Origin of the sequence: Phytohabitans aurantiacus (assembly GCF_027923225.1) — a bacterium.
GTDB classification, from domain to species: Bacteria; Actinomycetota; Actinomycetes; order Mycobacteriales; family Micromonosporaceae; genus Phytohabitans; species Phytohabitans aurantiacus.
In genome coordinates, this window is sequence record NZ_BSDI01000031.1 from 63901 (window position 1) to 83420 (window position 19520).

Annotated in this window: 16 protein-coding genes and 2 pseudogenes; 6 read left to right on the plus strand and 12 right to left on the minus strand. The window is 66.2% G+C overall.

Annotated elements, in window-relative coordinates:
• Positions 1 to 150: 150 nt before the first annotated feature.
• Positions 151 to 423 (minus strand): hypothetical protein, encoded by a 273-nt coding sequence (locus QMG73_RS27600; RefSeq protein WP_281900421.1) that lies wholly within the window; start codon positions 421 to 423, stop codon positions 151 to 153.
• Between the two features lie 198 nt (positions 424 to 621).
• Between QMG73_RS27600 and QMG73_RS27605 the strand changes: the two genes are divergently transcribed.
• Complete coding sequence (locus tag QMG73_RS27605) at positions 622 to 828, plus strand: RNA-binding S4 domain-containing protein (protein ID WP_281900422.1); 207 nt, start codon at positions 622 to 624, stop codon at positions 826 to 828.
• A 37-nt stretch (positions 829 to 865) separates the two neighbouring features.
• Here the strand turns inward: QMG73_RS27605 and QMG73_RS27610 are convergent, their stop codons facing one another.
• Positions 866 to 1051, minus strand: coding sequence for a hypothetical protein (locus tag QMG73_RS27610; RefSeq protein WP_281900423.1), 186 nt, complete (start codon positions 1049 to 1051; stop codon positions 866 to 868).
• 312 nt (positions 1052 to 1363) lie between these two features.
• On the opposite strand from QMG73_RS27610, the gene QMG73_RS27615 reads away from it, so the two are divergent.
• Positions 1364 to 3952, plus strand: coding sequence for a tetratricopeptide repeat protein (locus tag QMG73_RS27615; protein WP_281900425.1), 2589 nt, complete (start codon positions 1364 to 1366; stop codon positions 3950 to 3952).
• Between the two features lie 249 nt (positions 3953 to 4201).
• Here the strand turns inward: QMG73_RS27615 and QMG73_RS27620 are convergent, their stop codons facing one another.
• Positions 4202 to 5473 (minus strand): IS110 family RNA-guided transposase, encoded by a 1272-nt coding sequence (locus tag QMG73_RS27620; protein ID WP_281900486.1) that lies wholly within the window; start codon positions 5471 to 5473, stop codon positions 4202 to 4204.
• A gap of 609 nt (positions 5474 to 6082) precedes the next feature.
• On the opposite strand from QMG73_RS27620, the pseudogene QMG73_RS27625 reads away from it, so the two are divergent.
• Positions 6083 to 6304 (plus strand): annotated as a pseudogene (locus tag QMG73_RS27625) (TRIC cation channel family protein); the annotation flags it as partial.
• A 137-nt stretch (positions 6305 to 6441) separates the two neighbouring features.
• On the opposite strand, the gene QMG73_RS27630 reads toward QMG73_RS27625, so the two are convergent.
• Complete coding sequence (locus tag QMG73_RS27630) at positions 6442 to 7332, minus strand: FG-GAP repeat domain-containing protein (protein WP_281900427.1); 891 nt, start codon at positions 7330 to 7332, stop codon at positions 6442 to 6444.
• A gap of 367 nt (positions 7333 to 7699) precedes the next feature.
• Positions 7700 to 7987 (minus strand): annotated as a pseudogene (locus QMG73_RS46615) (DUF3885 domain-containing protein); the annotation flags it as partial.
• Positions 7988 to 8556: 569 nt separating this feature from the next.
• Here QMG73_RS46615 and QMG73_RS27635 point away from each other — a divergent pair.
• Together QMG73_RS27635 and QMG73_RS27640 are read left to right on the plus strand one after the other, a co-directional pair.
• Positions 8557 to 8979, plus strand: a complete 423-nt coding sequence (locus tag QMG73_RS27635) for a hypothetical protein (RefSeq protein ID WP_281900428.1) — start codon at positions 8557 to 8559, stop codon at positions 8977 to 8979.
• Between the two features lie 787 nt (positions 8980 to 9766).
• Complete coding sequence (locus QMG73_RS27640; protein ID WP_281900429.1) at positions 9767 to 10198, plus strand: hypothetical protein; 432 nt, start codon at positions 9767 to 9769, stop codon at positions 10196 to 10198.
• A gap of 50 nt (positions 10199 to 10248) precedes the next feature.
• Here the strand turns inward: QMG73_RS27640 and QMG73_RS27645 are convergent, their stop codons facing one another.
• The 7 genes from QMG73_RS27645 to QMG73_RS27675 form a co-directional block, all read right to left on the minus strand.
• Complete coding sequence (locus QMG73_RS27645; protein ID WP_281900431.1) at positions 10249 to 10749, minus strand: hypothetical protein; 501 nt, start codon at positions 10747 to 10749, stop codon at positions 10249 to 10251.
• A 166-nt stretch (positions 10750 to 10915) separates the two neighbouring features.
• A complete protein-coding gene (locus tag QMG73_RS27650) occupies positions 10916 to 11194 on the minus strand; it encodes a hypothetical protein (RefSeq protein WP_281900433.1) in 279 nt (92 codons plus the stop codon).
• Between the two features lie 158 nt (positions 11195 to 11352).
• Positions 11353 to 14610 carry an nSTAND1 domain-containing NTPase gene (locus tag QMG73_RS27655; RefSeq protein WP_281900435.1) on the minus strand — a complete coding sequence of 1086 codons (3258 nt, stop codon included), beginning with the start codon at positions 14608 to 14610 and terminating at the stop codon, positions 11353 to 11355.
• A complete protein-coding gene (locus QMG73_RS27660) occupies positions 14591 to 14914 on the minus strand; it encodes a CU044_2847 family protein (protein ID WP_281900437.1) in 324 nt (107 codons plus the stop codon). The genes QMG73_RS27655 and QMG73_RS27660 overlap by 20 nt, the downstream gene beginning before the upstream one ends.
• 248 nt (positions 14915 to 15162) lie before the next feature.
• Positions 15163 to 15558 carry a hypothetical protein gene (locus QMG73_RS27665; protein ID WP_281900439.1) on the minus strand — a complete coding sequence of 132 codons (396 nt, stop codon included), beginning with the start codon at positions 15556 to 15558 and terminating at the stop codon, positions 15163 to 15165.
• A 32-nt stretch (positions 15559 to 15590) separates the two neighbouring features.
• The gene (locus tag QMG73_RS27670) at positions 15591 to 17600 is read right to left on the minus strand and encodes a hypothetical protein (protein WP_281900488.1); all 2010 of its coding nucleotides are present in this window, start codon (positions 17598 to 17600) and stop codon (positions 15591 to 15593) included.
• A gap of 154 nt (positions 17601 to 17754) precedes the next feature.
• Positions 17755 to 18156, minus strand: a complete 402-nt coding sequence (locus QMG73_RS27675; protein ID WP_281900441.1) for a hypothetical protein — start codon at positions 18154 to 18156, stop codon at positions 17755 to 17757.
• A gap of 711 nt (positions 18157 to 18867) precedes the next feature.
• Between QMG73_RS27675 and QMG73_RS27680 the strand changes: the two genes are divergently transcribed.
• Complete coding sequence (locus QMG73_RS27680; protein ID WP_281900443.1) at positions 18868 to 19464, plus strand: hypothetical protein; 597 nt, start codon at positions 18868 to 18870, stop codon at positions 19462 to 19464.
• Positions 19465 to 19520 lie beyond the last annotated feature (56 nt).

The following is a 19520-nucleotide window of genomic DNA, read 5'->3' on the forward strand; positions in this document are numbered from 1 at the left end:
GCATATGAATGGCCCGCCGTCACCCGCGACATCTTAAGGCGTGAATCACGACTTGATCAATACGGGGGGATGTAGTAGCTGGGTAGCCGGCCGTCGGTCAGCAGTTGGCGTAGATGCTGGGCATCGGCCCGGTCGGTCTTGGCCCGCTGCTTACGCCCACGCAGCGCGGCGGTGTCTGCTGGTTCGCCCCAGGTGCGGGATCACGCCGGTGGCGTGCATCTGCTCGGCGACGTACCGCCAGCCGGTGCAGCCTTCCATCGCGAAGTGCACGTCGTCGACGCCGTCGAACCGGGTCAGCCAGTCCGTCAAGTGTTTCCGGTCGGCCGGGACGATCCGGCCGCGTTCCCACCGTCCGGTGTCCGGTTCGACGAAGTCGAACGTCAACTGCTTCCGGTGGATATCCACCCCGCCTACGATACTCATCAGGGCCTCCTCGAGCTCCGACACATCAGATGTCCCAACGCAGCAATGCGTTTGAGCCGAGGAGGCCCCCACCGCCTGCGGTCGTCGACCTCGGCGAGGGCCTAAACTGATCGAAGCAGCGGCGAAGGGCTAATCAGGTGCACGGATCTGCCGCGAGGCGCGTGGGCTGGTCCACCTCACAGGGCCGATGATGCAGCGATGAGAGACGTTCCGATCCGTGACGAGATGATTCGGCTGGGCCAGTTCCTCAAGCTGGCCGGCGTCATCGAATCGGGTGGTGAAGCCAAATCCGCCATCGCCGCGGGTGAGGTTGCGGTCAACGGTGAGGCCGAACTGCGTCGAGGTCGGCAGCTCCACCGCGGTGATGTCGTCGAAATCGGCGGCGAACGCCTTCGGGTGACCTGAGGTTCTGAGTCTGTCTCGATGAGAGGTGTACAGGTACTTACGTGCGCTTGTTGCCGCGACTCAGAATGAGGATCTTGAGAACGTCCTGGGCGTTGCGGCGGCGTTGCGGGGTCCGGGCGATTAGGGCGGTCAGCGCGGCGGTGGTAACGGTGGCGGTGTAGAGGAGGCTGGCGAGGCTGGCGGCCAGGGCGCTGTTGTGAAGCACAGCGGGCAGGTTTGACATCGAAGGACTCCTGTCGGACTGACGTCGTGTTCCTCTGTTGTGCTCGTTCGGCCGGTTTCTGGCGAGGTCGGGTTCGCTACGGTGAGAAAGTGTGCAGGCCACGGCGTGTGACGTCTGATCCGGTCCGGATCCGGACCGGATCAGAGTCGCCGATGGGTGGCTGTCCCGGTGAGTAGCCCGCGTGCTTCTGAGGAGTTCGCCGGCGGGACGCCGCCAGAAAGGTTCGCTGCCGCCCTGCGCGCGCTGTACACCGCGGCGGGTGCGCCGCCGTATCGCGTCCTGGTCAGGCAGGGCGCCGGTCAGCGTCCACAGGTGAAGCTGACCGACAGCAGCCTCAGCGATTGGATCAACGGCAGGTCGGTCCCCGCCGACCTCGCCGCTGTGCGGTTCCTGGTTGGTTATCTGGAGTCGATCGCCGGCCGTCGTGGACATCAGGCCCGTGGACACGGCTGGTGGAGCGCACTGCATGCGCAGGCTCGACAGTTCATCTACGCCAAGCGTGGCGACCTCCCAGAGAGCCGCGCGACGACGACGGCGACAACCGCTCGGCAACGGGTCGGCCGGCCCATCCGTTCGTACACACCGTTGGCGCTGGAGGTCCACCGCGCGATCGACGTCTTCGACAGCGTCCAGCCCGGGGATGACCTGACGCCATATGTTGAGCGAGACCACGACATCCACATACGCGAGGTCGTCGATGCGGTCGCCGACGGGGCCAGCCGGATGCTGGTGCTCGTGGGCGGATCGTCAACGGGCAAGACTCGAGCCTGCTGGCAGGCGATCCAGTGCCTGCCGGCCCGATGGTGGTTGTGGCACCCAATCGACCCGTCTCGGACCGCCGCTGCAGCGCTCGAACTCAGCCAGGTCCGCCCGTATACCGTGGCGTGGCTCAACGACGCCCAGCATTACCTGCTTACCGCCGACCCTGCGCTCGGGGAACGGGTCGCGGCCGGACTGCGAACCCTTCTACGGGACGAGGCACGTGGTCCTGTGCTAATCCTGGCGACCATTTGGCCGGAGTTCTGGTCGACGTTGACGAGCCAGCCGACGGACGGCAGCCCGGATCCGTATGCGCAAGCGCGCGAACTCCTTGCCGGAGCGGACATCCGGGTGCCGGACAGGTTTACCGCCAGGGACATGCAGGCGCTGCACATTGTCGCGGACGGTGATCCACGGATGCGGCACGCCGCTGAACACGCCAAGAACGGCCGCATTACGCAGCATCTGGCCGGTGTTCCCGAGTTGCTGCGCCGCTACCGCAACGCTCCGGCGGTTGCCAGGGCGCTCATCGACACCGCGATCGACATACGCCGGCTGGGCCATCCTCCGCACATTCCCGACACGCTGCTGGAACAGGTCGCCCCCGGCTACCTCACCGACCACGACTGGAACCAGGCGGACAACGACTGGCTGCAACAAGCCCTGGTCTATACAGGATGGCCCTGCCATGGTGTGCCAGGACCGTTGACGCGCATCCGTCCCCGCCCGGCCGACCCGCCTACTCCCGGCGGCCACATGCACTATCAACTGGCCGACTACCTCGAACAGGTCGGCCGCATCGAGCGTGCCGCCGTGTTCCCGCCGATCAGCTTCTGGCAGGCCGCTGCCACGATCATCACCGACCCGGACGCCCAACGCGCCATCGGCAGACACGCTGAGGTTCGCGGCCGCTATCGCCGCGCCGCGACGATGTACCAGAAGGCCGCCAGCCGCGATCACCCAGGGGCCCTGTGGGACTTGGCGTGCCTGCTGGAGCGTGCCGGTTACCGCGATGGAATCGAAGCCCTGCACCAGCGATCTGCCGACCACGGTAACCCCTACGCGTTACAACGTCTGGCCGAGCGGCAAGAGCACGCCGGTCACCACGCTGAAGCCGAGGCCCTGGCTTTCCAGGCAGCCGACCGTGGCAACACCCTAGCGTTACCGGCGCTGGTCGATCTGCGGTATGAGGCCGGTAAGCACCTCGACGGCCTGACCACCCTCGAGTTGCTGAGGGCGGTCCGGGGCGAACCCGTCGCCCGGATCGACGCCCGAGGGCTGGCTATGCGGGCCGCCGACTGCGGCCACTTCGAAGCGCTGAGGACCCTCGCTTTCCATCTCGAACAGGACGGTGACCACGACGGTTCCCGGCGCTTGTACTGGGAGGCCACCGACCGCGGAGACCTCGAAGCGTTACGAACCTTGGGATACTTGCGCAGACTGGTCGGCGACTACGACGCCGCCGACACCCTGTACCAGCAGGCCGCCGACCGCGGCGATGTCAAAGCTGTACGGGATCTGGGCTATGTGCGCGAACTAGTCGGTGACCGCGCCGCAGCCGAGACACACTACCGACAGGCCGCCGCACGCGGCTATGCCAGAGCAGTCCGGGATTTGACCCGGCTCCGTGAGGAGGCCGGGGACCACGACGGCGCCGAGTCGGCGGCCCTGCAGGCCGCCGAACGCGGTGACAGTCTCCCGCTGTACGACCTGGGCAAGCTACGGGAGCAGACCGGGGACATCGCCAGCGCCGAAACCCTCTACCGACAGGCAGCCAGCTGTGGCAACAGTGACGCGTGGCGCTTCCTGGCCAAACTGCGGGAGTCGGGCGGCGACCCGGCCGGCGCTGAGACGCTGTACTCGCAAGCCATAGACCACGGCGACCACCGCGCAATCCGGGATCTGGCTCTGCTGCGGCAACGGACGGGCAACCCGGCTAGCGCTACGACGCTGCACCGGCAGGCCGTCGACCACGGCTACCACGATGCACTCGACGACCTGGCTAACCTTCTGCAGCAGACCGGTGACACCGCCGGCGCGGACTGCGTCCGACGATTCGGACTCGCCGACGACGGCTCGGTAGCAACGTCGTTGGATTTCAACCTGCTCGGCAGCCCGGCCCCGACCACATCGGGACAGTAGATAACAGGTCGTCGCTCAAGTGGCCCATGACGGACTTCATACGAGCGTCGCAGCACCCCGGCCCACACGCCGCGCCGGCAAGCCGTCCTCTGGTACCGCTCAACACACGCTTCTGGCTCCTCTCTATGTCAAATCGAGTTTCGGGCGACGAGTGGAACAGTGAAGTTGTCCTTCGTGAGCTGGGGTACGCGCAGGTGCCCGCGGCGGTGTATCCGGTGGCTCGCTCGGGCGGGGGTGGTGATGCCAGGTTCACGTATGGCCTGGCGTTGGATGTTGCGGCGGCTCTGGCTCGTCATGGTTTTCCGCCGGTCCGGGCCGGCGCGCATTTGGTCCGTGTGCAGCAGGCCTTGTTCGAGTTGATCTACGGGGCTGGGTAGGGCGGTCGTTGAGGTGTGGCGTTGTAGGCTTGGCGGCGAGCCCGGGCTGTGACTGGTCCGAAGAGCCGACCGTCGGAGCTGGGTCGGCCGCGCTGGATGTTGTAGTCGCCTCCGTGTGTCCTCCCGGGCTCGCCTTCTTCGCGTCGGCGACCAGCTGTCGGAAGACCACATCGGACAGTCGCCGTTTCAGCGCCCGCAAGGCTTCCATCTTCGTCTTGCCTGCGGCGACCCGGCGCCGGAAGTAGGCGCGGCCGTCAGTGTCATGGCGGATCTGGACGATGGCCATGATGTGAAGCGCCCGGTTGATGCGCCGGTTGCCGGCCCGAGAGAGCCGGTGCCGCTGCTGCGCGCCGGACGAGGCGTCCAGGGGCGCGGTGCCGTTCCACGAGGCGAATCGAGCACGGGTGCCGAATCTGGCCACGTCAGCGACGTCACCGAGGATTCGGGCGGCGCTGGCGGGGCCGATGCCGTAGAGGTCGAGCAGTCCTGTGCCGGTCGCGGCGACTGCCTTGCGCAGCGTCTTGTCGCTGGCCTTCATCTTCGCGTCCAGCACGACGATCTCGGCAAGCAGTTCGGTGGCGAGCTGGTGGCGCACCCGACCGGCCACGTCAGTCGGGGCGACGCTGTCCAGCAGTGTCTGGGCCTGCGGTGCGGACAGGAATCGCTTCGCCCCACCGGGAACCAGCTCAAGCAGGAGCCGGTGCAGCCGGTTGACCGTCTGGGTTCGGGTGCGGCCGAGCTCGTCGCGTCGGTCCACCAACAGCCGCAACGCCACCAGTTCGTCGTCCGGGCGCACCTCAACCAGGTCGCGGGTGCGCAACGCCACCACGGCCACCGAGTGGGCGTCGGCTGGGTCGGTCTTGCGGCCGTTGCCGGTGTCGAACACCCGCGCCCGGGCGGCCAGCTTCGCTGGCACGTCCACCACCGTCTCGCCGTCAGCGACCAGGCGTTGGGCCACGTGCCGGCCGATGCCGTTGCAGCCCTCCACCGCCCACCGGTGCTGCGGAAATCTCTTGATCGCCGCGAGCATCTGCCGGTAGCCGTCGGTGTCGGTACCGTAGCGTCCCTTGTGGAGCACACGCTCACGCCCGTCGACGACCTCAATCGTGACCGAGTGCTTGTGCGGATCGACGCCGATCACCACACTGTCCAAGTGTCCTCACCTCGCTGCAAACTGACGATCATGTCTGGGAGTCAACGAGGCGGGCAACGCTACCTTGAGCTGGGCAAACCCCTCTTGAGCCACAGCCTCGCCAGCGGTGCTCGGCGAGAACGCATGCCAAATGAGAGCCACACCCGCAGGTGGGCAGCCGATGAGAGAGCGTCCCGCCGAGCACCTCGGCCGGGCCCCGTCAGGCCCTTGCCGTAGCTCTATTGAACAGGTAGCCGATGAGAGCGCGCCGCCCCAGCCCTGCCCCGTAAAGGCGCCTCTTGCGCGGGTCAATGAATTCCATTGCTGTCCGCCGCCAATCGATGGAGTCTTTCCTGCGCAGATGCGGAGGCGAAGAAGCCGTCGACGCCGGAGTACTGAATCGATGATGGGCATAGCCGCGTCCACCAGCTCGATGACCATTTCAGCCTGCGGCTTGTGCGAGCGAGATGAAACGATGAAGGTCGGCCCATGGCATGGCCTGGAGTCCGGTGCGCGTCGACGTTGGCGCCACGCGCGTACTCGTTGTCGTCCCGGAACGTGGCCAGGTCAACGTCCGGGAGGATTCGCTGATTCCACGTCGTCCTCTGCGTAGCCGGGGCGTCGGTCGTCGGTGTCATCGGAGCGATCGGCGGCCGCATGTTGCGCGACGTCACCCTGAACTGGCCGATCTCGTTCCTCCAGGTCGGCACCCTCTATGCCGTTGCCGCCGGCGCGGCGGCCGGCACGTTATTCCTGCTCGCCGAACTCGGCACACCGACCTCGATCGCGGGTCTCGTCTGCGTGGCGGCGACCACGACCGTGCGGCTGGCCGCCATCAGCTAAGGCGGTGGAAACAGGACTACAACCGCTCCACCGCCGCGTCCGAGCCCAAGTGGAACACGCCCTGGACCGAATGAAGGAATACAAGATCTTGCGCGACTATCGCCGCGCCGGTGGCCCATCGGCAAAGGTTTTACGGGTCAGCCGATCAGCTTCCGGTCGTCGAGCAAGATGCCGCTGAGCTGGACGGAGGCCCAGAACCCGCCGTTGCCCATCCCGTACCAGGCGTGGACGTACCCCGCGCTGTCGCGGGCGATCAGGTCACCGTTGCCGTCACCGTTCGCGTCCTGCAGACCCACCATGTTGTAGAGGAACCGCTCCCAGCCGCAGCCGATCAGCACGCCGTCGCCGAAGCTGCCGCGGCCGTCGCCGTACCAGCGCATCATGCAGTTGTTGCGGGTGTCGATGGTGACGAGGTCGGGGTGGCCGTCCCGGTTGAGGTCGCCCGGTGTGGCGAGGTTGTCGGCGTAGTAGCTCTCCCAGCCGCAGCCGATCGCCTGCACCGGGGCGAACCCGCCGGCGCCGTTGCCGAGCCACTTGTACAGGCAGCCGTTGATGTGGACGGCCATCAGGTCCTCGTTGCCGTCGCTGTTGATGTCGCCTGGCCCGAGCAGCTGGGTGTACGGGTCCCAGCCACAGCCGATCCGCTTGATGTTGGTGAATATGCCGTCGTTGATGCCCCACTTCACGTACAGGCAGGTGTCGCCGTAGCTGATCGCGACGATGTCACCTACCCCGTCGTTGTTGAGGTCGCCGGCCGCCGCCGTACGGTCGGTGAGATTGGGCGAGAAGCCACAGGTGACCGGGCGCCTGTAGTAGAAGTTGCCGGTGCCGTTCGCCGCCCAGAACGTCATGCAGCCCGCGAGGCCGGAATCGTCCTCGTAGATGGTGAGCAGGTCGCTGAAGCCGTCCCAGTTGTAGTCGTCCCCCCGCCAGTCGAAAGCGGCCTGCGCCGGCGCGGGCATCAAAACCAGCACCAGGGCACTGACCGCCAGCACCGCTCGCGCGTACCAGGCTCGTCTCGTCCGCACGTCTCCTCCAGGTCTCGGGCCGTTTGATGGGCGATTCCAACATCTCCGAGGGAGGCGGCGGTAGGAGATCGTGGGCCATCCGCTCGATCTGCGGTAAATGGAAGCCCCATGAGCGGTAATCAGCAACCGGCGGTTCGGTCCCCGCGGCTGATGGCTCTGGGCCGAGCACAACGCCATCGGTCTTCTGCGGCACCTGAAGGGTCTCCCCAGAAGGTCTTCGACCGGCCGTACGGCGGATATCTGATCTTCCTGGCCACCGAGTTCGACCGTGGTCGCCGGCTGGCTGCGGACAACGTCGTCGCGTTCGCGGTTTTCGCTCGGGGATCCGAGGTGTCGGCCGCCAGCTCCCCGCCGCGCCGGCGGGCCACTACACCAGCCACGACCTGGTGACCTCGGGCAAGCTCGACCGGCTGGATGGCTCTGGCAAGACCTGTACAACTACTAGCACTTCCGCACCGACGTCCTCAAGCCGTTCGCGCCGGGCGACCCGGCCCTGTTCCGTGGTGCTTACTGGCTGCCGGGGCGCGGGATACGACCCGTCGGGCGCGGCACAGTCAGATGGGTGTGTAGAAAGCCAGTCACGGTGCTGGAGGCGAAGGGCGTCGCGGTCGGCGGTAGTGGGCAGGATGACGTCCATGCCTCCGTCGTACGGATGGTAGAGCCACGAACTCTATTGCCGATGTGAGGGCGCCGGGAATGGCGGCGCCTCCCTCAAGAATGCCGCTCCTAAGAGTCTGGTAAATAACTGTGTCTAGGATCGCCGGCAGGCGTTATCATCGATGCATCGGGCTGCGGATCGGCGTGTGCGGCTGATCGAGAAAAGGGGCCTTCGCGTAGGAGCAGTAGCGACCAAACCGCCACCCACACTCGAAGACCCGCCCTTTGGTATCCATGTCCTAACCGGGCAGGCTCCACCCGCGGTACCCCACTGCGGCGAGCACCTGCCCACCCTGCGGCCACGTCCTATCCATCGGACACCACGCACGCTGAGTGGCAGATCCTGGCACCGCTGGTGCCGGTCGGACCATCCCACCACCGGCCCACGCCCCCTGAACCGGCTATTTACCAGGCTCTTAAGGAGGTCGAAGTACGAGGTTGGTGGCCGAGCCGCCCACGGAGACCGGCACGATCACCGCATGAGCGCGCCACCGGTGACTCAAGAAACGCGCAAATTTTCTCCACCCACCGTCAAATCAACGCGCGACGATGGAAGAGTCGCCGTCCATGAGCAAGCTAACTGTTTTTATGCCATCGTGGCGTTCGGGCCTGCTGGCGTCAGTGATCGTAGGCATCGTCGGGCTGGTCGGCGCACCGGCGCAGGCGGCCGTCCCACCCAAGAATGTGGGCTGGCTTTACACAACTAACGGCGCCGGTGCGGTCTTCTTCGACGCCGACCTGGCTGGTTATCCGAGCTGGGAGCAGATCACAGTATGCGACAACGTCGCTAACAGTTACGGCGTCTCGGTAACCATCGTCAGCGATGCCGGAGCACCACAGGGCCGCTCGTTCGGCGACCCATCCAGCAACGGCAAGTGCAATTCTTACGCGGACAACTTCTTCGCCGACGGGTACGGCGTGACCGTTACCATCAGAGAGTACTCGGGAGCCACCTCAAGGTACCAAAACACAGGCTACGGCGTGGCGTAGGACCCATCATGCTCGTTCGGGCGGCGCTCTTGACAACGCTGCCCGGCGGAGCCTCGGAAAGTCGGGGTGCCAGGCTGGTCATGATGGCATCGTAAATGGCCGCGGACGGTAACGGGCTGGTCGAACTCCGGCGCACGACGTCATCCTCCCATTGGAATATCTCAGAACCGTGGACGGCATGCTTGATCCACGTTTGTGATCTTTGTGCGCAACAGCAATACGGCTCCTGCGCCGTCCAGTAACGGCGAATGCATGTCGAAGCAGGGCAACATGTTCCCGGACGGGTACGGGGTAAGTGTCCATGTCTTCGAGTACGCGGACAGCCTCGGCTCCAACTGGAACGACGCCCGCGGCGTGGCGTAGCGTTCCCTCGACGATTGCTTCGTGACCACACAGGGGCGACTGCAAGGCCTTCCAGGGCAACTACTTCGCGGACGGGTACGACGTGTACGTCGAGGTCTGCGAATACTGGGGCAGTCGACGAGAAAGCTGCGCCTCCGCCTTCGGCACCGCCTAACGTGGCCGCATTCGTCGCAGCGCGCCGATGGGACGCATCGCGCCTTTCTCATGGACCGTTGTTGCAAGCCCAAGCGGTCGAACTGGATAGGGCGACGCTCAGCGAGCTGCGGCGGCAGTACGAGCAGAGGCCCCCACGATGGGCTGGCCTAGGATCGGCGCGGGGGCCCGTGCTTGTCGGGTGCCGGCGGACCTTCCGGATGATGTTCGGGCGCTCGTCGGTATGGGGTACCGTCCGGCAACCAACATTCGCGCGCGTGGGATGGTCAGGTTGGCACGATCACTGGGGTTCGCCGTCACGCTCGCCGACGAATTGGCCGAGGTAGCCGAGGTGTCGATCGACGAGGAAGGGTGGGGTGTGAACGTTGCTGTGCTGCCCCGTCGTCCTGGCGCCCGGTCTGTCGGCTGGGCAGACTTCGGGGAGGAGATCGTCCTTCAGGTTGGTGAGTTCGGAGGCCGGTGGGAGCTTGGCGGCGATGACGAGGATCTTCTGCTTCTGGAGGCCGTTGTTCGGTCTGTTGTCGCTGGCAGGGTCACCGAGATCCTCGCCCCCGGACGGTCACGCGTGATCGTGGTTCTGGCCGACGGTGAGCGGCAGGTGGAGACGGGCTACCAGGCTCCGGTGGGCTGTATTCCACTACCGCTATGGCCGCGGTGGTCCAGGACCGTCCGATACTCGCCATATTGGGAGTCGTCGCCGTAGCGACCAACGTCCTGACCTGGCGCGACGCGCGTGTTGCCAGGCGCCAGTCGTCATCCTCGTAGGGGCAGTGGTCCGTGCACTACGGCGACCTGGTCGTCCTCGACGCGGTAACCAAGAATCGGATGTGAGCGGGGATCACCGCCTTCGGCGTCCATCAGCACGGGTTTGCCAAGTCGCTGGCCGATCGTTTTGAGGAACGCGCAGAAGACATCGAGCCTTTCTTGACCGTGTATCTCACGCAGGTCGACGTCGAAGTCGATCTGCGTCGGGTCGTAGAAGCGGAAGATCGCGAGCATGTGTGGGGCCGGCCAGACGCGTAGGGAAGCGGTCTCGGCGTCCAGCGGGCGGCTGAACACCGCTTCTGCACGGGGCAACGGGCTGGCCACGTCGCCTTCGGTGTACTCGTACCGCCACTGGCCTGAGGCCGCGAGGTCCAGGAGCGTTTGCCAGTCGCCGGTCGAGGTCGCGGGAACGCACAGGTCTGGAAGGGAGCCGGTCAGCCCCGGGTCGAACAAGGGCTGGACGTCGTCCCACAGCAAATCCGGCGGCACGCCGCTATCGTGCCGCAGCCCGCACCAGTCATTTCTCTCACCACCTCCGGCCGTTTGATACCGACGCGCGTGGCACGCCCATCTGCCGCCGATAGTTGCGTCGGGGTCGTGCCATTGACAGGTCGCTCCTGCGTATCGGTGTGTGGTGAGCTGACCGGCGTGGGTGTCACGACGTTCCGGAGCATCGTTGCCGGAAGGCGCCCAGCCAGTCCTGGATCTGCCGGTCATCGTGCAGGTGTGGGCCGGTGGGGTGGTGGCGTAGGTCGACGCCGTACAGCAGGTTCAGTGCCCACCAGACGTGCTCGTCATCGACGCCGTCGCCGTCGACAACCCATTGAGCGGCCCACCGGTCGACCTCGTCACGTGACTGACGACCATCGAGGAGTGATAGGAATCGCTCCTCGACCTCTTCGCGGCGGGGCGGAGGCAGCCCGATCGGCGACATCCACTGAGCCTGCCACAGACTGGATCGCCGTCATCTTCTGCCGCGATCCGGTACGGCGGGTGCCGTGCCGGACGGCGAACACAGACCTTGAATAGCTGCCGCCCGGGCATGCCGGGTGGGACGGTGTGCTGGACGCGGCCGCCCGCCGCCCGTTTCTGTCAGTCGGCGCGTAGATCGGCCGTCTGGCCAGCGTGGTCGAGGTACTGGGCCATCAGCGCGCACAGATCGCTGGGCTCGGCGGGTTTGGTGAGGTGGTCGTTGCCGCCGGCGCCCAAGGCACGTTCGCGGTCTCCGGGCATGGCTTGGGCGGTGAAGAAGATGACTGGTAGGTGCTGGAAGCGTTGGTCCTGGCGGATCTGCCGTGTGGTTTCGTAGCCGTCCTGGCCCGGCATCATGGCGTCCATCAGCACGATGTCGATCTCAGGGTGCTCCTTCAGCAGGCGTGTGCCATCGGCGCCGTTGTCGCTGTACAGCACGTGCATGCCGAGCAGCTCAAGGGCGCTGGTCAAGGCGAACACGTTTCGGACGTCGTCGTCGACCACGAGGACGTTCACGCCAGCGAGCCGCTGTAGGACGTCGGGATCGACACCGAGTGGGCCGGTCCCGGCGGTGGCGTCATCGGCGGTTCGGGCGATGAAGTCGGTCGACGGCCGGACTCCTGCGGGCAGTCGGAGGGTGAAGGTTGAGCCTCGCGCTGGTGTGGACGAGACCGTGATGGATCCGCCCATCAGGTCAGCGAGCTGGCGGCTGATCGACAGGCCGAGGCCGGTTCCACCGTACTGGCGCGTGGTCGTTCCATCGGCCTGCCGGAACGGCTCGAAGATCATCTCCAGTTTGTCCTGCGAGATACCGATCCCAGTGTCCTTGACCACGAAGGTGACCATGCCGGGATGCCGGGCTGCCCACGAGATGCCCAGCGAGACGGAACCCGCGTCGGTGAATTTGATCGCGTTGGAGAGCAGGTTGCGCAGAATCTGCTGAAGGCGATGCTCGTCGGTGACGATGGACGCCGGTAGGTTGTCCGCGACGTCGATCCGGAGGTCCAGTCCCTTCTCCCGGGCCAGCGGCCCGAACGCCTGCTCGATGTAGCTACGCACCCGATCGAGGCCCACCTCGTCGGATTCGATGTTCATCCGGCCGGCCTCGATCCTCGCCAGGTCGAGGATGTCGTTGATCAGCGCCAGCAGGTCCGAGCCGGCGGAGTGGATGGTGCGAGCGAACTCGATTTGCTTTTCGGTGAGGTTTTGTTCGAGGTTGTCGGCCAGCAGGCGTGCCAGGATGAGCAGCGAGTTGAGCGGGGTGCGCAGCTCGTGGCTCATGTTCGCCATGAACTCGGACTTGTACCTCGACTCCTCGACTAGGTCCTGGTTGGCCTGTTCGAGCCGCGCGGTCAGCTGCTGCGACTCACCCAGTGCGGCTTCCGCGCGCAACCGGGCGGACTCCAGCTCGGCGATGCGCTGCCGCATCGCCGAGCGGCTGCGGGCGACCAGGCCGGCGACCGTCTCGGGTACGTCACCGGCACGCTCGGTCAGCCAGCGCTGCGCTTCGGCGACGCGGGCGTCTGAGAGCAGGTCGCCGTCGAGGGCGCGCTCCTCCATGATGGCCAGCCAGCGTTGGAATGCAGCGTCCTCGTTGACCCACTGGCTGAGCCGGCTCCACTCGCGGATCAATGCCTCGTGCGCGATCTCGGCCGTCCCCGGCCCATCGGGGCCGAGCACAACGAGGCGGTGGGCCGGATGGGCCAGCTGTTCGGCGATCGTCCAGTCCGTGCCCAGGTATTCCTTGCGCGCGGTCGCTCGAACCGCCTGACCGGCGCCGCCGCGGGTGCGCACCATCGCCAGCAGCACCCGCCGGATCCGCGCCGGATCGACGGTTTCGGTGAGGTCGTGGTAGACGCGCTCGGCGTGCCGGTTCAGGGTGCCAGCGACGCCTCCGACCATGTGGTAGTTGTCGAAGCTAAGTCGGCGGTCCTGCTGAAACTCCCACAGCTCGGTCAGCGCGAACTCCAACAGCGGCAGCCCGCCACGGCCGTGGCTGGCCTCCTGAGCGATGGTCTCGGCCAGACCGGGCGCGTAGTGCACGCCGTGCAGCGCCGCGGGTTCTTTGATCACCCGCGTCATGGCGGGTACTCCCAGCGGCGAGAGGTTGAGTTGACGGTCCTGCAGGCGGGAGCCGAACTCCGGTACCTCGATCAGGGCAGGCAGGAAGTCGACCCGCAGTGTGCTGATCACGCGGACCGCGCCGTCCCCGCTGTCCGGGGCGGCCGTGGGCAGCACCTTGTCCAGGAAGTCGACGCCCTGCACGGTGTTTTCCACCGCCAGCGTCTCTTCCAGCTGGTCGATGACCAGGGCCACGCGTTTGTTCAGCAGCAGCGACAGCTGGTTGGCGATGCGCCAGGGCCCCTCACGGCGCAGCCGCTCGGCTGTCTCGTTCAGGTCCTTGAGGGAGTAGCCGCCTGACGACCGTTCCAGGTCCAGCAGGGCGCGCGCCAGTGAGTCGAACGGTGAGTTGCCCGGACGCATCCAGGCGACCGCCCACCCGTCCCGGGCCAAGGCGGGTACCAGACCCGCGCCGACCACCGACGACTTGCCCACTCCGGAAGAGCCGACGACGAGAACGAACGGCTGCCGCTGTGTCATCCGCCGGAGCCGACCAACCTCGTCCTCGCGACCTACGAAGAGCCCGGCGTCGGCGTCGACCGTGGTGAAGGCGTGAAGGCCCCGGTACGGGCAGCGCGGCGGGATGCGCCGGGCCAGGATCTGCGGCCAGGCCGGCGCGAGCTGTGCCAGCCGGACGGCATAGCTGTCGCGGACGTTGGCGGCCCGGCCGGCCACGGCGAACATGCCGATCACGGCGTCGCCGCGCTCGTCGGCAACGACGACCGGCGTTCCGCTGTAACCCGGTTGCGCCCGCAGCGCGGACTCGTCCGACATGTCAAGCTGCAGCAACCCGTTGCCGACAACACCACGCAGGGTGCAGGAGCTCCAGCCGCCGTTCTGACGCCGAGGCGGGTCGCCAGGGAAGCCGAAGACGCTGACCTGCTCGGCGTACCGGTCGTCGACGTCGAGCAGCCGCGCGGGACCAGCGCCGACCGGCAGGCCTTCGGCGCCCACCAGGGTCAACCCGGCCAGGTCCAGGCCGGCCCGGCCCTCGGCCGGTGGCGCCTCCCACGCCACGATCTTGCAGCGCCGCAGCGGGGCTCCCTCCATGTCGCCCAGCAAGGGGAAGTCGATGTGCAGCCGAGCGTCTTCTGGCGGCCGCTCGGCAGAGCCTTTGTCTCGGCTCAGCGCGACGTTGACGACGTGAGCGCAGGTGATGATGTGGCGCTCGCCGACCACGAACCCCAGCCCCGCCGAAGCCTCAGAAGTGCCGGCCAGGATGCGGACGACAAAGCCTTCACGGGGCGTCGCCGGCACGCGGCTCCGTCCGCTTCCACGTCAGCCTGACGGCGAAGTTCACCTCGGATGTCCCCTTGGCCACGATGATGCCGGTCTCCCCACCGACCTTCAGTCCAAACTCGATTTCCGCCTCCGCGGGTGCCAGCTGCTGGACCAGCTCGGACACCTTCACCAAGGCCGGTCGGACCTGCTGCAACGCGTGATCGAGGGTGACCCGGGCCCGAGCCGTCATCCCGTCGTCCGCGGCCAACTCCAGCCCCGACTCGGCGGTGGGCGCCACCTCGAACACGGTCAGGGTCGAGTCGCCTTCGTCAACGATCATCGCCACCAGTCGATCCAAACCGGACCCTCCTACCAACGTTCGCACCATCGCCGTGACTTCTTGACAAGCAATCTATCCGCCGCAGTCCACAGTGGCGGCGCCGCCCATCAGCCGTGGGTCCTAGCTCTAACGCGGGCAGCGACACACATGTACGTGTCAGGACCGGCCGATGACGGACAGGTGACAGCCTTGGGCGAAGAAGCCCACGATCGATCCGGGCCTGCTGGCAGACGCTGATTGTCGGCGGGTTACAGGTTGTTGATTCGGGCCAGCAGCTCTGCCTCGGTCAGGTTTTCCAGGACCGCGTCCTGCTTGCGGCCCAGGACTGCCAGCAGCTTCTCCTTCTCCAACTTCTTGGCTGCCGCCGCCTTCGCCGCCTGGTCCTCCGCGAGGCGGACGGCGATGACGTGCTTGACGACCTCCAACTTGGTCTCCAAGGTTGCCTTGGCCGGATTGGTTTCGGTGGCCACGAACGACTCGGTGTCGATGGCCTTGAGTTCGGCGTTGACCGCCTTGGCCACGTCATCGAGGCTGAAGCCGGACTTGGCGGTCAGCGGAAGCTCCCACAGCTGTTCCGTGGTCAGCAGTCCCTTGGCCGACGGGTAGCGGAATTTCTCCCGCGTGGCCTTTTCGAAAATGGTCACGATGGCTTATCTCCGATTTTGTGGGTAGGGAATCAGAACTGGATACTGATGAGGTGGCGCCGGCCGCCGGTCATGGTCACCTTGGCGGTCACAGAGCTGCGGACCGTGGAGCTGAAGCCGAGGCCGGACAGCTGATCCGGGGACGGCTCGCACTTGGTGCGATCGCCGAGGACCTCGAACACCTTGCGGTGCGGTTGCAGGTCGCCGCGGAGGAACTCGTTGTAGATTCCCCGGGCCGGCTGGTCGTTCACGCACCCTTTCAGGATGAAGAAGTAGTGGCGGTTGCCGACCTCGGCGTCGTCGAAGTAGTTCGGCGAGTACATGATGGTGGACACCGGCACGAACTGTTCGGTGGTGATTCCCCACAGGTCCTTGCCGGCGCTGCCCGGCTGCATGTCCTTACCCGGCCGGAAAGCGGTGATCACCTCGTCGGCGACCGTCATCCGGCCCACCTCGACGGTCTCCTTGTGGCCGACCGCCCGCTCGTAGCTGTAATGCTCGATTTTCCCGTTGCTCTCGGTCTCGATCACGAAGCCCACGTCGGTGCTTTCCCGCTTGTTGAACTGGTTCACCTCGATCCGGTACTCGCCGTCGGGGACTTTGTTGGTCCAGGTGATGTTCTCCACCGGCTCGCGTGAGAACGGCCCGCTCGCGTTCATGTCGACGTCCAGCTTGTTGCGCTTGTCCTTGTACCAGATGTGGTCGCCGTTGGGTTCGAACACGTGCAGGTCGAGGTCGTCGTGGTTGAACCAGGACAGGCTCACCCGCAGCTTGCCGGTGACGTTGCCGCCGGCCCGCTTGACCTTCTCCTTGATCGAGTCGGTGACGTTGCCGTTGTAGGACCAGCCGAAATCGTTGTCCCAAGTGAACAGCCGAGGGGCGGCTTGGTGCCGGCCGGTGGTGAGGCTGACGAAGTGTGGTTCGTGGCTGTTGGCGACCCACAGGTCGATGGTCGCGGCGCCGGGCAAGATGTCTTTCATGAAGGTGACGACGGGCACCTCCTCCGGCTTCGCGTCACGAAGGCGCCCACCTGCCGACCTCGTGGTGGCCGCCTGCATGAGCAGCCCTTCGATGCCGTCCTTCATCCGCGACTGTGTGTCGTTGTCGACCCACAGCACGTTGGTGACCGACACGTCGGACAGCCGGGCGAACCGTCGCTGCAACGACTCCTCGATGCCCAACTCGTCGATGGTCTTCATGGCAGCCTTGACCATGGCCGGGGTGATCAACGCCGTGGGGCGCTGGTAATTCTGCGGTGCCACCTTCGTCTCGAACGACCGGACCGCCTGCTCCAGGTCGACGCCCGCGGAGAGATCCTGAACGAGGGTACCGATCACCGTGTTGCGGAACCGGGCCGCCGGGTTCATGGCGTTGGCGAAAATGAAGGCCCGTCCGTCGCTCGCCTTCGTCCACCGGTTCTGCAGCGACCGGAACTCGGTCACCGTCCGACGATGCTCCGCGCCGCGGTAGAGGGCGTTGTCGTCGATGAGGTCGACGACGATGTCCAGAGCGTGCGGGGTCAGCTCGACCAGGCCACGCTGGAACACCTGTACCGCGGCGTCAAAGGTGCCCCGTGCCGCGCCGACGTCTTGGGTGCGATGCCGCTTCTCCACCCGGCCGTGTAGGTGTTGCCACACCTCGACCTGGCCGTCGCGCAGCGTCCGGGTCGTCCTCGTCCCGTACTGCGCCTCGGTGGATCGGAAAATGGTGGACAACGGCAGCGTGCCGACGAATTCGTCCATTGCGGCGGCGACGACGGAGAAGACCGGGTCTGATGCGGACACCCCGGACCAGACGGCGCGGACCTGTCCGTTGTGGATCTCGACGATGTTACCGAGATTCTTGATGAACCCTCGGCAGGTCGAGCAGTCGTACTCGGACCGCTCACGGAATCGGAGATTGGTGCCGGCGGGGAAGGAATCGAGAAAGGTGAGCCAGAGTGAGTCCCGGTCGAGACCGTCGCCGACGACGAACAACTCGCCCTTGGACATTGTGGACAGACGTGTAGCCACATCCGCCACGAACTGCTGGAAATCGCCCACTGCGTCATCCTCCTTGATCACCGGAGATCCTAAGGAGTGCGTGCAATCGGAGAAACACATTTCCGGCTGTCCGTCCGCACGGTCACGGACGGGCGCCGGTGGCCGGCGGTCGGTCGACCGGATTCGCGTACGGCGGCAGGGTGCTCATGCTGCATCAGTGCAGCCGGTCAACGGCAGGGTTCGGGTCAAGGCCAAAGGTGTCGACTCGCGTCTGTCGTGAGGTCGCGTCGTCGAGCCACGTGACGTGCAAGAGTTCACCGCGATACAGGAAACGGCCCATTCCCCAGTCCGCCAGTTCGTCGCCCAGGGTCTGCAGGTCTTCGACGAAGTCGTCGAACCCGCCCGCGGTGAAGGCGAGGTACCCCTCTGCTTGCTCCCGCGGCTCGGACCATCTGCGCCACCAAAGATGTCCGCCCACCTGCTGCGACCATGTCCCAATACGCAGGTACAACACGCCGACTTGTTCGTCCTGCCGGAACAGAGCGCCAGCTCGCTCACGGTATGGATCCAGCCGGGGGTCAGGTTCGGCGCGCGCGGTCGTCGGGTGGTACGGCACCCCGCCAGGATGCCGCATCGACCTGCTGGCAGTGGAGGCAGCCATCGCTGCTACCAGGGCCAGGCCGGCAGCGTACGAGCGTGCGGCCCGGCGCCCGGATCTGTCACGAAGCGGGGACCGAAGCCCGTTTACCGACCCTCGTCGCCCGCCGTCACCGAATCCACGGCGGGCGACAGACGAGCCTGCGGCCGAACAGCAGGTGCCATAGCGGCGGATGCGACTAGGTCCAGCAGCGCGTGTACGTCGCCAGCGCGCCGTCGGTGGAGCTCGTCCAGGCGCGTGAGCATAACGAGGGCCAGATCCGCTTCAAGGATCGCGTAGCCCAAGCGTGAGGTCGGCCAGGAGCCGGTCCCGCGACCTCCGGTGCCGGTACAGATGAAGGTGTCCGGTGTTGAGCAATAGGAGGTCTTCACGGTGGGTGCGCCGCGCGCTGTCGTCGATTACCAGGCACAGCGGCACCGTACGCCAGGCGCCACCACGGCTCGACATGATATCGACGAGCTGTTGCCGCTACTGCGAAACGTCCTGTCATGCCGCGAGTCGCGCATCCAGCCTGAAGACGCCACGAGCTGGGCTGGCACGCGGATCTACTGACGAGGGTGGAGCACCCCGGGCGTTGACCGGTTGTGCTACACACCTTTCGTGAATCTGCCGGCCGTACCTGAGTCTGTTCGGTCTGCGGTATCTGCCGACGTCGCGCGGGAGATTGCCATGGCCTACACCGACCAAGTCGTCTTCCCCGACAAGGTACTGATAGATCTGCCGGAGGCCAGCAGCCGTCGTTTCCCCGGGTGGGTGGGACCCGTCCTGGTCATCTCCGTTGAGAACCAGGGAGTCTGCGCCTGGGGCGTTCCGCTCGGCTTCGAAGACCCCGCGATGCTGGTCGGCGGCGACATCTACACTCGCACCGGCTGGATCCGTGGCACCACTGAGTACTGCTCCGACGTGGCAGCATTCGTCGCGGCGCGCCGATGGGACGCATCTTGTCTTTCTCAAGGACCGTTGCTTCAAGCCCAAGCGGCCGAACTCGATGGGGCGACGCTCAGCGAGCTGCGGCGGCAGTACGAGCAGAGGCCACCCACGATGGGCTGGCCTGGCCACACGGTCCATCGTTTCGAAGGACGGGGCGTGAAAATCATGCTGTGGGACGGCCCTGGCCAATGTGACTGGTGGATTTCCGCCGCGGACGTCACCACACTGCAAGCGACAGCCACGGCCGTCGTACCTCTATCGGACTTGCGCACATCTTTGTGGTCCACCGACCCCGAAGGCGTCGCCCTATTGGGCCAGATTCGCGGGCGCGGCTGATGCCCGCCGCATACGCGGCGGGCATGTCGAGGTGACGGCGGGCGGGGCGGCCCGGG

Coding starts and splice junctions, on each gene's coding strand:
- QMG73_RS27605 (WP_281900422.1), top strand. CDS start 622: ATGAGAGACGTTCCGATCCGTGACGAGATGATTCGGCTGGGCCAGTTC.
- QMG73_RS27650 (WP_281900433.1), bottom strand. CDS start 11,194: ATGTCGCCGATCGGGCTGCCTCCGCCCCGCCGCGAAGAGGTCGAGGAG.
- QMG73_RS27600 (WP_281900421.1), bottom strand. CDS start 423: ATGAGTATCGTAGGCGGGGTGGATATCCACCGGAAGCAGTTGACGTTC.
- QMG73_RS27680 (WP_281900443.1), top strand. CDS start 18,868: ATGGCCTACACCGACCAAGTCGTCTTCCCCGACAAGGTACTGATAGAT.
- QMG73_RS27660 (WP_281900437.1), bottom strand. CDS start 14,914: ATGATCGTTGACGAAGGCGACTCGACCCTGACCGTGTTCGAGGTGGCG.
- QMG73_RS27635 (WP_281900428.1), top strand. CDS start 8,557: ATGAGCAAGCTAACTGTTTTTATGCCATCGTGGCGTTCGGGCCTGCTG.
- QMG73_RS27610 (WP_281900423.1), bottom strand. CDS start 1,051: ATGTCAAACCTGCCCGCTGTGCTTCACAACAGCGCCCTGGCCGCCAGC.